Source organism: Verrucomicrobium sp. GAS474 (assembly GCF_900105685.1).
Lineage (GTDB): Bacteria > Verrucomicrobiota > Verrucomicrobiia > Methylacidiphilales > GAS474 > GAS474.
On sequence record NZ_LT629781.1, the window covers coordinates 2,019,776 to 2,033,029 of the forward strand.

Genomic DNA, 13,254 nt, shown 5'->3' on the forward strand with positions numbered 1-13,254 from the left:
GGGGAATCCTTCTGCTACGCTCTGGGGCATCCCGAATCGATACCCCCACGAGATGCCCACCCAATCCCTTCACAATCGCGCGCAAGGGCATCCGATTGAAGTCCCCAAGATCCGCGTCGGCAAGGAACTGATCCTCGCGACGAAACCGTTCGCCCGCGACCAGGCCGTGCGGAGTTGGTGGGTCGTTCTTTCCACCTTGGCGCTCTGGATCGGGGCGACCGCCGGGGCGCTCGGCCTGTTTGACGTCGGCCTCGGTTTGGGCTTGGCGATCCAGGCGGGGTGCAGCGTGCTGTGCGGCTTGTTCATCCTCCGCCTCTTCGTCATTTACCACGATCAGCAGCACCACGCGATCCTCCCCCGCTCGAAGGCGGCGGCGCTCCTGATGCGGATCGTCGGCATCCTCCTCCTCAGCCCGAGCAGCATCTGGAAGAGCTCCCACGACCACCACCACAAGCACAACTCGAAGATGCGCGGTTCCCAGATCGGCTCGTTCCCGATCATGACGAAGGCCCACTTCCAGAAGGCGTCGAAGAAGACGCAGCGCCTCTATCTCTTCATGCGCCATCCGGTGACGATCCTCTTCGGCTATCTCTTCGTCTTCCTGATCGGCATGTGCCTCCGCCCCTTCCAGAACAAGCCCCGGGAAAACAGCGACTGCCTGATCGCCCTCCTCGTCCACGTCGGGATCGGCGCGGGCTGGGTCCTCGGCTTCGGCTGGGGGGCGTGGCTCTGCGCCCAGGTCATCCCCCACTTCATCGCCTACGCCATCGGGACCTACCTCTTCTACGCGCAGCACAACTTCCCCGGCGTCTCATTCTTCGACAAGGACGGCTGGACCTACGAGAAGGCCGCCCTCGAATCGTCGAGCTACATGAAGACCGGCCTGGTGATGGCCTGGTTCACCGCGAACATCGGCTACCACCACATCCACCATCTCAACGCCCGGGTCCCCTTCTACCGCCTCCCCGAGGTCTGGCGGAAGATCCCCGAACTCCAGGAGGCGAAGGTCACCTCGCTGAGCCCGGGCGACATCTTCCGCTGCCTTCGCCTGAAGGTCTGGGACGTCGAGACGCAGCAGATGGTCGCCCTTTGATTTTCCACCCCACCCCCGTCCCCCGATGAGCTACACCGTCTCCCAGATCGCGAAGGAACTCAGCGGGGAGGTCGTCGGAGACGGGGACCTCGTCCTCGCCGGCATCGCCCCCGCCGACAGCGCGAAGGGGGGCGATCTCACCTTCGCCGACCAGGAAAGCTACCTCGCCGCCGCCCTTGCCGGTGAGGCCTCGGCGATCCTCGTTCCCGCCGCGCTCGCGCCCGGGACCGAAGGGAGGGGAAAGACCCTCATCCGGGTCAAGGACGCCCGGATCGCCGTCGCCCGGGCCCTCGCGCTCTTCTTCCCCCCGCCCGCCTATCCTCCGGGCGTCGCCCCCGGCGTCTTCTTCGACACCACCTCGGAGATCGATCCGAGCGCCCACGTCGGCCCCCATTGCGTCATCGGCGCCGGGGTCCGCATCGGCGCGCGGGCCGTCCTGATGGGCGGCAACCACATCGGGGCGGGGAGCCGGATCGGCGACGATACGGTCCTTCATCCCAACGTCGTCGTCTATCCCGGCTCGCGCATCGGGAACCGCGTCGCCATCCATGCAGGAACGGCGATCGGCTCCGACGGCTACGGCTACGTCCTCGACCAGGGGAAGCACCGCAAGGTCCCGCAGATCGGGACCATCGTGATCGAGGACGACGTCGAGATCGGGGCGAACGCCGCCCTCGACCGGGGGGCGCTCGGCGCCACCGTCATCGGCCAGGGGACCAAGATCGACAACCTCGTCCACCTCGCCCACAACGTCGTCGTCGGGAAGCATTGCCTCCTCCTCGGCCAGGTCGGCATCGCCGGGAGCACGAAGATGGGGGACTACGTCGTCATCGCCTCGCAGTCGGGGATCTCGGGCCACCTGAAGATCGGCAACCAGGCGCTCGTCGGCGCGAAGTCGGGCGTCATGCGGGACATTCCGGACGGGGGGCGGGTCCTCGGCCATCCGGCGGTCAGCGATATCCAGGCGAAACGGCAGTGGGTCGCGACGGCGCAGCTTCCGGAGACGGTGCGGCGGGTGAAGGCGTTGGAGAAGAGGGTGGGGGAGGGGGATTCCCCGGCTGGGGAGTAGAGAGCGTCCTTAGGACGCTGCTTCTTTGAGCGCCCGTTGGGGCTGGCGCGGTCGACCCTGTACAGCTGGAGGCGATCCGCTTTATAGCCCAAGAGGGGCTTTGCCCCTCCTGGAACCTCCTGTTCTGAGGGCCTGAACTAGGCGGACGCGCTTTGGCGGCGCCTTGTCTCCTAACTGGATTAAAATCCGCTGCTTCCCCAGCGCCCGAGCGTATGAACTATAGGGAGAGACGGGGCCAATGCGCCTAGACTCCTATTGAGAGGTGTTGCTTCGGGTTAGCTCTTTTTCCTTAGTGCCAGGAAGAGCATCAGTCCTCCGAAGCCGATCAGCACGGCTCCCCATTCGATATTGATGTTGATCCCGAGGGAGCGCGCGTACATGGCGTTTCCGTGGGTTGCCCAGCCGTAGCCGGAGAGGATCAGCCCCAGCGTCGTGAAGAGGATGCCGATGGGGAGGCGGAGATCGAGGTTCATGGGGTCGCGTTCTTTAGGCAAAGATCAGGTTGAGGACGAGGGCGGCGAGGAGGATCAGGATGCCGAGGACGGCAGGCTTCTTGTGCCAGCAGGTCTCGGTGTCGTAGGCCTTCGGCGTCAGGGAATAGACGAGGCCGGCGAGTTCGGCGTCGCTCTTCGTCCTCGGCGTGGCGAGGGAGACCCCGAGGGTGACGGTGAAGCAGGCGCACCAGGCGACGATGGCGACCCAGAAGTTCTGCGCCATTTCCGACGGGAAGGAGAAGGCCTGCGCGATCCACGCGCCCCGGATGCCGGGCAGCCCGCCTGCGGAGAGGGAGAGGCCGTGGAAGACCGCCGCCGCCACCGTCCCGGAGAGGAGGCCGTAGAACGCTCCCGCCCCGGTCGTCCGCTTCCAGAACATCCCGAGCAGGAAGGTGGCGAAGAGCGGCGCGTTGACGAAGGCGAAGACGAGCTGGAGCGCGTCCATGATGTTGTTGAAGGAACGGGCGAGGTAGGCGAAGCCGATCGAGGCGAGGATGCCGAAGAGGGTCGCCGCCTTGCCGACCCGCAGGAAGTGGGCGTCGTCCTTCCCCTGGCCGAAGCGGGATTGGTAGATGTCGTAGGTCCAGACGGTGTTGAAGGCGGTGACGTTCCCCGCCATCCCCGACATGAAGGAGGCGAGCAGCGCCGTGAGGCCGAGGCCGAGGAGCCCCTCGGGGCAGTAGCGGAGGAGGAGGGAGGGGATCACCATGTTGTAGTCGGGACGGCCCTCGGGGTTGAGGGGGATCGCGTAGCCGGAGGCCGCGTTCGTCGCCAGCGCCACGGCGATCATCCCGGGGACGATGACGAGGAAGGGGAAGAGCATCTTCGGGACCGCGCCGACGAGGGGCGTGCGGCGGGCCGCCGACATCGAGTGCGCCGCCATCGCCCGCTGGACGACGAGGAAGTCGGTGCACCAGTAGCCGAACGAGAGGACGAAGCCGAGGCCGAAGACCATCGTGAACCACTCGACGCCCATGGGGTTCTCCGTCGTCCCCATCTGCCGCCAGGAATGGGTGAAGGCCTCCGGGAGCCGCGCCGCCATCCCCTCCCAGCCGCCGAGGTCGCGGAGGCCGAGGTAGACCAGGGGCGCGAAGCCGAGGACGATGAGGAAGAACTGCATCACCTCGGTGTAGATGGCGCTCGTGAGGCCCCCCTTCAGGACGTAGAGGAGGACGACGACGGAGGAGAGGGCGATCGAGACGTCGTAGTTCCAGCCGAGGAGGAGGCGGAGGAGCGAGGCGAGGGCGTGGAGGGAGACGCCGGAGGAGATCACCGTCATCAGGGCGAAGGTGAAGGAGTTCAGCGCCCGGGTCCGCTCGTCGAAGCGGAGCTTCAGGTACTCCGGGACCGAGCGGGCCTTCGAGCCGTAGTAGAAGGGCATCATGAAGACGGCGAGGAAGACCATCGCCGGGATCGCGCCGACCCAGTAGAAGTGGCTCGTCATGATCCCGTACTTGGCCCCCGAGGCGGCCATGCCGATCACCTCCTGCGCGCCGAGGTTCGCCGAGAGGAAGGCGAGGCCGGTGACCCAGACGGGGACCGACCGGCCCGAGAGGAGGAAGTCCCCCGCGTTCCGGATCTTCCCGTGGAGGGCGAAGCCGACGCCGATCACGACGGCGATGTAGACGGCGAGGATCGAGTAATCGACGAGGCCGAGATGGAAGATCGCGGCGGAAGGGGGGAGGGGAGGCATGGGGAGCGAAAGTCTCCCCGGAACGGTACTGATTCCGCCCTCCGGCGTAAAGGGGAACGGCTAGCTCTGGGAGCGGCGGGGCTCGGGCGGCTGGGCCTGTTCGGCCTGCTCGATCTGGCGGAGCATTTTCTCGGGCTCGATCTTTTGCTCGAGGAGGGAGCATTCATCGGAGTCTCCGGGGTCGATGCCGTGCTTCTGGCAGAGCTGCCGGAGGAGGCGGAGGGTCTCGGTCGATTCGCGCTCGGCCATCATGTTGATCTGGAGATCGAGGTGGTTCCGGCGTTCGGCGAGGCGGGACTGGCGGTTCTGGCTCATCATCAGGATCGGCCCGGTGTAGGCGGCCTGGAAGCTGAGGAAGAGGTTCAGGAGGACGAACGGATAGGGGTCCCAATGCCGCATGTAACCGACGACGTTCAGGACGATGTAGACCGCGTAGAGGCCGCTCTGGATCAGGATGAAGGGCCAACTGCCGACCCCCGAGGCGATGGCGTCGGCGATCCGCTGGCCGGGGGTGCGGATGCGGCTTGATTCCCGCTCCATCCGGGCGATGAGGTCGATGTTCTGCTGGGGCAGGTCGGCGGGGGCGGGGGGAGTCATAAGGGGGAGGGTCCCGGGGAAAGGGTCTCCCCCGCCGGAGAAGGGCGGGGGAGCAGGGAGAACAGGGGTTTGAGGGAGAGGTTCGGATTTTACGAGGCGGCGAGGGTCGCCTTGGCGCTCTTTGCCATCATCAGGTGGTGGCGGAGGGTCGGGAGGGCGTCCTTCACGGCGGCCTTCAGCTCGGGATTCGAGGTTTCGGCGGCGATCTTCTCGAAGGCCTTGATGTCGCTCTTATGGTCGTGGACCGCCATCCGGGCGTAGGTCTTGTCGAAGGGGGTGCCGGAGAGGACGGTTGCCGTCTTGATCTTGGTCGTTGTCAGGGCTGTTGGCTCGGTATCGAGGGTGACGCCGTTTTTACTCGCCACGGCGGCGAGCTTGTCGTTCAACGCCGTGTGGTCGGTCGCCATTTGTTGCCCGAAGTCCCGGACCACGGAAGCCTTTCCGTTGGCGGCGGCATATTTGCCGACTTCGACCTCATAGAGACCGCCCTGGTAGGCCTCCTTCAGGAAGGAGATGTCGGCCTTGGAGAGGGAGGTCGATTGGGCTGCGGAGGCCGGGTTATTGGAGGAGGTCTGGCAAATCGCCGTCGCCGTTCCAAAGATGGAGAAAACCGTCGACAGGAGAAGGGCGAAAGCGACCTTCCCGAGGCGAGCGCCGTTGTAGAAGTAGAGGATGTTCTGCATGAATCTGAATTTGCATCCGCCATGCCAATCCGGCCTTTTTTATTCTAAGTTGTTCGACATCATATTCATAAAAGGGATTTCCCCGGAAACCTTCCCGAAAAACCAGGGGGCGTATTGCAACGCGGAGGGGGGTGTTTGGGGCAGAAAGTCGGTCCCTCTTTTTGACAATGGCGCGGGCCAGAGTAATCTAGGGGACACTAGCTAGGCACAGTGGAGAGATATACTCATACACCGGCGTCGAGGGGATGTGGCCGCCTCTCCCTGCCGCAACGCTGTTTTCCGGGGAATCCTGCCTCGTCGGGAGGCTCCCCCATCCCGTTTCAGGCCTCGCCGATTCTCTCTCCCGACGCCCCTATATAATAGGCTCCCTTTTCCCGCTTCACCCCCCACCCCCCACTGATCCTGCACGATGAAAAAAAACGGAGCCCTCTCAGTTCTTCCCAAGCGATCCTCCGCCCCCCGTCCGCTTCCCGTCACCGACGGGGAACTCGATGCCCGGCAATTGCTCGGCGCCCTCACGGCGCTGAAGAAGGGCGATTTCTCCGCCCGGCTCCCCCTCGATTGGAACGGCACGGCGGGGAAGATCGCCGACGCCTTCAATGACGTCATCGAGCAGAACGAGAAGATGTCGCGCGAGCTGGAGCGGATCAGCCGGGTCGTCGGCAAGGAGGGGAAGATCGGCCAGCGCGCCTCGATCGGCGAGGTCGGCGGGGCCTGGGCCGCGTCGGTCGCCTCGGTCAACACCCTCATCAGCGACCTCGTCCATCCGACCAGCGAAACGGCCCGCGTCATCGGCGCCGTCGCGAAGGGCGACCTCACCCAGGCGATGGCCCTCGACATCGAGGGACGCCCCCTCCAGGGCGAGTTCCTCCGTACGGCGAAGACCGTCAACACGATGGTCGACCAGCTCAGCTCGTTCACCTCGGAAGTGACCCGCGTGGCGCGCGAAGTCGGCACCGAAGGAAAGCTCGGCGGCCAGGCGAAGGTGAAGGGCGTCGCCGGAACGTGGAAGGATCTCACCGACTCGGTCAACTCGATGGCCGGTAACCTCACCTCGCAGGTCCGCAACATCGCGGCGGTGACGACCGCCGTCGCGAAGGGCGACTTGTCGAAGAAGATCACGGTCGACGTGAAGGGGGAAATCCTCGAGCTAAAGGACACTATCAACACGATGGTCGACCAGCTCCGCTCGTTCGCCTCCGAAGTGACGCGCGTGGCGCGCGAGGTCGGCACCGAAGGAAAGCTCGGCGGCCAGGCCGAGGTGAAGGGCGTCGCCGGAACGTGGAAGGATCTCACCGACAACGTGAATTCGATGGCGCGAAACCTCACCGGCCAGGTCCGCAACATCGCGGCGGTGACGACCGCCGTCGCGAAGGGCGACTTGTCGAAGAAGATCACCGTCGACGTGAAAGGCGAAATCTTGGAGTTGAAGAACACCATCAACACGATGGTCGACCAGCTCAGCTCGTTCGCCTCCGAAGTGACGCGCGTCGCCCGCGAGGTCGGCACCGAAGGAAAACTCGGCGGTCAGGCCGAGGTGAAGGGCGTCGGCGGCACGTGGAAGGATTTGACCGACAACGTGAACTTCATGGCCGGTAACTTGACCGGCCAGGTCCGCAACATCGCGGCGGTGACGACCGCCGTGGCGAACGGCGACTTGTCGAAGAAGATCACCGTCGACGTCAAAGGCGAAATTCTCGAACTGAAGGACACCATCAACACGATGGTCGACCAGCTCCGTTCCTTCGCCTCCGAGGTGACCCGCGTGGCGCGCGAGGTCGGCACCGAAGGGAAGCTCGGCGGCCAGGCCGACGTGCGAGGGGTCGCCGGCACGTGGAAGGATTTGACCGACAACGTGAACCTGATGGCCGGCAACCTGACCGGCCAGGTGCGTAACATCGCGGCGGTGACGACCGCGGTGGCGAACGGCGACTTGTCGAAGAAGATCACCGTCGACGTTAAGGGCGAAATCCTCGAGCTGAAGGACACCATCAACACGATGGTCGACCAGCTCAGCTCGTTCGCCTCCGAAGTAACGCGCGTCGCCCGCGAGGTCGGCACCGAAGGAAAACTCGGCGGTCAGGCCGAAGTGCGAGGCGTCGCCGGAACGTGGAAGGATCTCACCGACTCGGTCAACTCGATGGCCGGTAACCTCACCTCGCAGGTCCGTAACATCGCGGCGGTGACGACTGCCGTCGCGAAGGGCGACTTGTCGAAGAAGATCACCGTCGACGTGAAAGGCGAAATCTTGGAGCTGAAGAACACCATCAACACGATGGTCGACCAGCTCAGCTCGTTCGCCTCCGAAGTGACGCGCGTGGCCCGCGAGGTCGGCACCGAAGGAAAACTCGGCGGTCAGGCCGAGGTGAAGGGCGTCGGCGGCACGTGGAAGGATTTGACCGACAACGTGAACTTCATGGCCGGTAACTTGACCGGCCAGGTCCGCAACATCGCGGCGGTGACGACCGCCGTGGCAAACGGCGACTTGTCGAAGAAGATCACCGTCGACGTCAAAGGCGAAATTCTCGAACTGAAAGACACCATCAACACGATGGTCGACCAGCTCAATTCGTTCGCCTCGGAAGTGACCCGCGTCGCCCGCGAGGTTGGCACCGAGGGGAAACTCGGTGGTCAGGCCGAAGTGAAGGGCGTCGGCGGCACGTGGAAAGATTTGACCGACAACGTGAATTCGATGGCCGGCAACCTCACCTCGCAGGTGCGTAACATCGCGGCGGTGACGACCGCGGTGGCGAACGGCGACTTGTCGAAGAAGATCACTGTCGACGTGAAGGGGGAAATCCTCGAGCTGAAGGATACCATCAACACGATGGTCGACCAGCTCCGTTCCTTCGCCTCGGAAGTGACCCGCGTGGCCCGCGAGGTCGGCACCGAAGGGAAGCTCGGCGGCCAGGCCGACGTGAAGGGCGTCGCCGGAACGTGGAAGGATCTCACCGACAACGTGAACCTGATGGCCGGTAATTTGACCAACCAAGTGCGCGGTATCGCCGTCGTCGTCACCGCCGTCGCCAACGGCGACTTGAAGCGGAAGCTGACCGTCGAGGCGAAGGGCGAGATCGCGGCGCTCGCCGAGACCATCAACAGCATGACCGACACGCTCGCGATCTTCGCCGACCAGGTTACCACCGTCGCCCGCGAGGTCGGCGTCGAAGGCCAGCTCGGCGGCCAGGCGAGCGTCCCCGGCGCCGCCGGAACGTGGAAGGATCTCACCGACAACGTGAACCAGCTCGCCGCGAATCTCACCACGCAGGTGCGAGCCATCGCCGAGGTCGCGACCGCGGTGACCAAGGGCGACTTGACCCGGTCGATCACCGTCGAGGCGCGCGCCGAGGTCGCCGCGCTGAAGGACAACATCAACGAGATGATCCGCAACCTCAAGGACACCACGCTGAAGAACTCCGAGCAGGACTGGCTGAAGACCAACCTCGCGAAGTTCTCCCGCATGCTCCAGGGGCAGAAGGACCTCCTCACCGTCGGCAAGCTCATCCTCTCCGAGCTCGCGCCCGTCGTCTCGGCGCAGCAGGCGGTCTTCTACACCATGGATTCGGAGAAGGAAGGGGGCGACCTCTACCTGAAGCTCCTCGCCAGCTACGCCTACCGCGACCGGAAGAACTCCGGGAACCGCTTCAAGCTCGGCGAGAGCCTCGTCGGCCAGTGCGCCCTCGAGCGGGAGAAGATCCTCCTCACGAACACCCCGGACGACTACATGACGATCGGCTCCGGCCTCGGCGAGGCGAAGCCGGTCAACATCCTCGTCCTCCCCGTCATCTTCGAGGGGCAGGTGAAGGCCGTCATGGAACTCGCCTCGTTCGACCGCTTCAGCCCGACCCACCAGGCCTTCCTCGACCAGCTCATGGAATCGATCGGCATCGTCATGAACACGATCGAGGCCAATACCCGCACGGAAGACCTGCTCAAGCAGTCCCAGTCCCTCGCGAAGGAGCTCCAGAGCCAGCAGCAGGAACTCCAGCAGACCAACCAGCAGCTCGGCGAAAAGGCGAAGCTCCTCGCCGACCAGAACGTCGAGGTCGAGCGGAAGAACCGGGAGGTCGAGCAGGCACGCCAGGCACTCGAAGAGAAGGCGAAGCAGCTCGCCCTCACCTCGAAGTACAAGTCGGAGTTCCTCGCGAACATGTCGCACGAGTTGCGGACGCCGCTGAACAGCCTCCTCATCCTCTCGGACGAGCTCTCGCGGAACAAGGACAAGAACCTTTCCGACAAGCAGATCGAGTTCTCGAAGACGATCCACGCCTCGGGCAACGACCTCCTGGCGCTCATCAACGACATTCTCGACCTTTCCAAGATCGAGTCGGGCACCGTCATGGTCGACGTCGGCGAGGTCGCCGTCCACGACCTCCACGACTACGTCGAGCGGACCTTCCGCCACGTCGCCGACGCCCGGAAGCTCGACTTCGACATCCGCCGCTCGATCGAGCTGCCGAAGACGATCCAGACCGACTCGAAGCGGCTCCAGCAGATCATCAAGAACCTCCTCTCGAACGCGTTCAAGTTCACCGAGCACGGCAAGGTCTCCCTCGCCGTCGACCTCGCGCTCGACGGGTGGAGCCCGGAGAACGAGACGCTGAACCGGGCGAAGGCGGTCCTCGCCTTCTCGGTCCGCGACACCGGCATCGGCATCCCGGTCGACAAGCAGCAGATCATCTTCGAGGCCTTCCAGCAGGCCGACGGCAGCACCAGCCGCAAGTACGGCGGCACCGGCCTCGGCCTCGCGATCAGCCGCGAAATCGCCCGCCTCCTCGGCGGCGAGATCCGGCTGGCGAGCACGCCGGGCGAGGGGAGCCTCTTCACCCTCTACCTGCCGCAGAATTACATCCCGATCCGCCCGGCCAAGCGGCAGGCGGTGATCCAGGAACCGCCCCCGGTATCGTCCTCCCACGCGAACGGCCTGCCGGGCGGGGAACTCGAGTCGGTCGTCGAGGTCGAGCCCGACGCGATCCCCGAGCTCGAGTTCCACGACGACTCCCTCGACATCCATCCCGAGGACCGCGTACTCCTCATCGTCGAGAACGATCTCCCCTTCGCCCAGCTCCTCCTCGACGCCGCGCGGGAGCGGGGCTTCAAGGGGATCATCTGCCCCCACGGCACCCACGTCTCCGCCGCCCTCCAGCAGCGGAAGATCAGCGCCGTCACCCTCGACATCCACCTGAACGACATCGACGGCTGGCGCGTCCTGGCCCGGATCAAGAACGACGTCGCCACGCGGCACATTCCCGTCCACATCATCACGACGGAGGAGGAGCGCCTGCGCGGCCTTCGCATGGGCGCGGCGGGCGTCCTCCTGAAGCCCCTCCAGTCGAAGGATTCCCTCACCGAGGTCTTCGACCGGCTCGAGAACTCGGCCGCCGCCGACGCGGGCGAGGGGCGGGTCCAGCGGGTCCTCCTCGTCGACGGCAACGCGGAGCGTTCCGCCGAGACGGCGGCCCTGCTCGCGGCGGTCGGCGTCGAGACGGCCGCGCTGGCTGACGGGAACGAGGCGCTGCAGCGGTTGCGGGACGACGCCTTCGCGGCGGTCGTCGTCGCCCCGGAGCTGGCCGACCAGAGCGGCCTCGAGCTCCTCGAACTGATCAAGCGGGACCCCTCGCTCGATGAGATCCCGGTGATCGCCTCGATGCCCGCCTCGGCCTCGAAGAAGGACGACAACCACTTCAAGCGGCTCGGCCGGACGATGAACCTGAAGGAGATCCACTCCCCGGAGCGGCTCCTCGACGCCGTCCTGCTGACGCTCCACCGGCCCGTCGCCGACCTGCCGGAGCCCCACCGCTCCGCCATCCAGCGCCTCCACGAGGCCGAGGAGGTGCTGCAGGGGAAGAAGATCCTGATCGTCGACGACGACATCCGGAACATCTTCGCGATGACGAGCCTGCTGGAGCGCTACCACATCGAGACCTTCTCCGCCGAGACGGGCCGCATCGCGCTGGAGCGGCTCCACGAGCTGAGCGAAGTCGACGCCGTCCTCATGGACATCATGATGCCCGACATGGACGGCTACGACACGATGCGGGCGATCCGCAAGTTCGGCCGCTTCCGGACGCTGCCGCTCATCGCGGTGACGGCGAAGGCGATGAAGGGGGACCGCGAGAAGTGCATCGACGCCGGGGCCTCCGACTACCTCGCGAAGCCGGTCGACAGCTCCGAGCTCCTCTCCATGCTCCGCCTCTGGCTGCACCGCTAGGAACCGATGATCGAGAACCCCGACATCCCGGCCGCCCGGACGGGTGAGGCCTCCTTCCCGTCCGGGGATTTCCCGGAGGAGAAGGCGAGCATCCTGATCGTCGACGACCGCGAGGACAAGCGCCTCGCGATCTCGACGGTGGTGGCCGAGCTGGGGCAGAACGTGGTCCAGGCGATCTCGGGACGGGACGCGCTCCGGTGCCTCCTCCAGCAGGACTTCGCCGTCATCCTCCTCGACGTGAACATGCCGGGGATGGACGGCTTCGAGACCGCCTTCCTCATCCGGCAGCGGAAGCGGCTGGAGAACGTCCCGATCATCTTCGTCACCGGGATCAGCGACACGGAGAACCACGTCTCCCGGGGCTATTCCCTCGGCGCCGTCGACTACATCCTGACCCCCGTCGTCCCCGAGGTGCTCCGGGCCAAGGTCTCGGTCTTCGTCGAGCTCTTCAAGGCGACCCAGCAGATCCGCCGCCAGGCCGAATACCTCCGCATCGCCCGGGACGACCTCGAGGTCCGCGTCCGGCAGCGGACCGCCGAGCTCGGCGTGGCGAACGATTCCCTCCGCAGCGAGATCGCCGAGCGCCACCGGGCCGAGGGCGAGGTGCGGAAGCTGAACGGCGAGCTGGAGGACCGCATCCGGGAGCGGACGGCCGAACTCGTCGCCGCCAACGGCGAGCTGGAGACCTTCACCTACTCGATCGCCCACGACCTCCGCGCCCCCCTGCGCCAGATCCACGGCTACGCCCAGATCCTGGAGGAGGATTGCGCCGAAAGCCTCTCCCCCGAGGGGCTCCACTACCTCCACCGGATCAGCCAGCGCGGGCGGGACATGGGCCAGATGGTCGACGACCTGCTGAAGCTCTCCCTCATCTCCAAGCAGGAATTCGAGCGGAAGGAAATCTCCCTGGAGACCCTGCTCCAGGAGGCCCGCAACGCCCTGCAGCCGGAGACCGAGGGGCGGCGGATCGAGTGGACGGGGACGGCCCTCCCTCCGGCCTCGGTCGGCGCGACCCTGATGCGGCAGGTCTTCGTCAACCTCCTCTCCAACGCGATCAAATACAGCCGCCCCCGCGATCCCGCCCGGATCGAGACCGGGGTGACGCGGCGGGACGGGGAGGAGGTCATCTTCATCCGGGACAACGGGGTCGGCTTCGACATGAAGCTGGCCGACCGCCTCTTCGGGGTCTTCCAGCGCCTCCATTCCTCGCAGAACTTCGAGGGGACCGGCGTCGGCCTCGCCCTCGTCGCCCGGATCATCCGGCGGCACGGGGGGCGGATCTGGGCCGAGAGCGAGATCGACCGGGGGGCGACTTTCTATTTCACCCTCGGCAACGAGAAGTTACCCGACAAACAAGAGCTTCCAAAACGGTAGGTTTCAGGCATCATGAGGGATACCTCCTGAAAGAGGATTC

General features: G+C 65.5%; 8 protein-coding genes. 4 read left to right on the forward strand and 4 right to left on the reverse strand.

The genetic code is table 11. The features are described 5' to 3' along the window. Positions 1 to 52 precede the first annotated feature (52 nt). Together BLU04_RS08410 and lpxD are read left to right on the forward strand one after the other, a co-directional pair. Entirely contained in the window at positions 53 to 1,093 is a 1,041-nt protein-coding gene (locus BLU04_RS08410; protein ID WP_197672924.1) for a fatty acid desaturase, read from the forward strand. Between the two features lie 25 nt (positions 1,094 to 1,118). Next, entirely contained in the window at positions 1,119 to 2,162 is a 1,044-nt protein-coding gene (gene lpxD, locus BLU04_RS08415) for a UDP-3-O-(3-hydroxymyristoyl)glucosamine N-acyltransferase (protein WP_093284621.1), read from the forward strand. A 275-nt stretch (positions 2,163 to 2,437) separates the two neighbouring features. Here the strand turns inward: lpxD and BLU04_RS08420 are convergent, their stop codons facing one another. The 4 genes from BLU04_RS08420 to BLU04_RS08435 all read right to left on the reverse strand — a co-directional run bounded on the left by BLU04_RS08420 (position 2,438) and on the right by BLU04_RS08435 (position 5,629). Further along, positions 2,438 to 2,635, reverse strand: coding sequence for a hypothetical protein (locus BLU04_RS08420; RefSeq protein ID WP_093284626.1), 198 nt, complete (start codon positions 2,633 to 2,635; stop codon positions 2,438 to 2,440). Between the two features lie 13 nt (positions 2,636 to 2,648). Further along, complete coding sequence (locus tag BLU04_RS08425; RefSeq protein WP_093284629.1) at positions 2,649 to 4,349, reverse strand: sodium:solute symporter family protein; 1,701 nt, start codon at positions 4,347 to 4,349, stop codon at positions 2,649 to 2,651. A gap of 60 nt (positions 4,350 to 4,409) precedes the next feature. After that, on the reverse strand, positions 4,410 to 4,889 hold the full coding sequence (locus tag BLU04_RS08430; protein ID WP_343124804.1) for a DUF1003 domain-containing protein: 480 nt from the start codon (positions 4,887 to 4,889) through the stop codon (positions 4,410 to 4,412). A 146-nt stretch (positions 4,890 to 5,035) separates the two neighbouring features. After that, complete coding sequence (locus tag BLU04_RS08435) at positions 5,036 to 5,629, reverse strand: DUF4142 domain-containing protein (RefSeq protein WP_093284633.1); 594 nt, start codon at positions 5,627 to 5,629, stop codon at positions 5,036 to 5,038. Positions 5,630 to 6,038: 409 nt separating this feature from the next. On the opposite strand from BLU04_RS08435, the gene BLU04_RS08440 reads away from it, so the two are divergent. Both BLU04_RS08440 and BLU04_RS08445 read left to right on the forward strand, forming a co-directional pair. Further along, positions 6,039 to 11,840 carry a HAMP domain-containing protein gene (locus BLU04_RS08440; RefSeq protein WP_093284635.1) on the forward strand — a complete coding sequence of 1,934 codons (5,802 nt, stop codon included), beginning with the start codon at positions 6,039 to 6,041 and terminating at the stop codon, positions 11,838 to 11,840. Between the two features lie 6 nt (positions 11,841 to 11,846). After that, complete coding sequence (locus BLU04_RS08445) at positions 11,847 to 13,214, forward strand: ATP-binding protein (RefSeq protein ID WP_093284638.1); 1,368 nt, start codon at positions 11,847 to 11,849, stop codon at positions 13,212 to 13,214. Positions 13,215 to 13,254 lie beyond the last annotated feature (40 nt).

Excerpts from the sequence above, each read along its gene's own strand:
- lpxD (WP_093284621.1), top strand. The coding sequence starts at position 1,119 with ATGAGCTACACCGTCTCCCAGATCGCGAAGGAACTCAGCGGGGAGGTC.
- BLU04_RS08440 (WP_093284635.1), top strand. The coding sequence starts at position 6,039 with ATGAAAAAAAACGGAGCCCTCTCAGTTCTTCCCAAGCGATCCTCCGCC.
- BLU04_RS08420 (WP_093284626.1), bottom strand. The coding sequence starts at position 2,635 with ATGAACCTCGATCTCCGCCTCCCCATCGGCATCCTCTTCACGACGCTG.
- BLU04_RS08445 (WP_093284638.1), top strand. The coding sequence starts at position 11,847 with ATGATCGAGAACCCCGACATCCCGGCCGCCCGGACGGGTGAGGCCTCC.
- BLU04_RS08410 (WP_197672924.1), top strand. The coding sequence starts at position 53 with ATGCCCACCCAATCCCTTCACAATCGCGCGCAAGGGCATCCGATTGAA.
- BLU04_RS08435 (WP_093284633.1), bottom strand. The coding sequence starts at position 5,629 with ATGCAGAACATCCTCTACTTCTACAACGGCGCTCGCCTCGGGAAGGTC.
- BLU04_RS08430 (WP_343124804.1), bottom strand. The coding sequence starts at position 4,889 with ATGGAGCGGGAATCAAGCCGCATCCGCACCCCCGGCCAGCGGATCGCC.
- BLU04_RS08425 (WP_093284629.1), bottom strand. The coding sequence starts at position 4,349 with ATGCCTCCCCTCCCCCCTTCCGCCGCGATCTTCCATCTCGGCCTCGTC.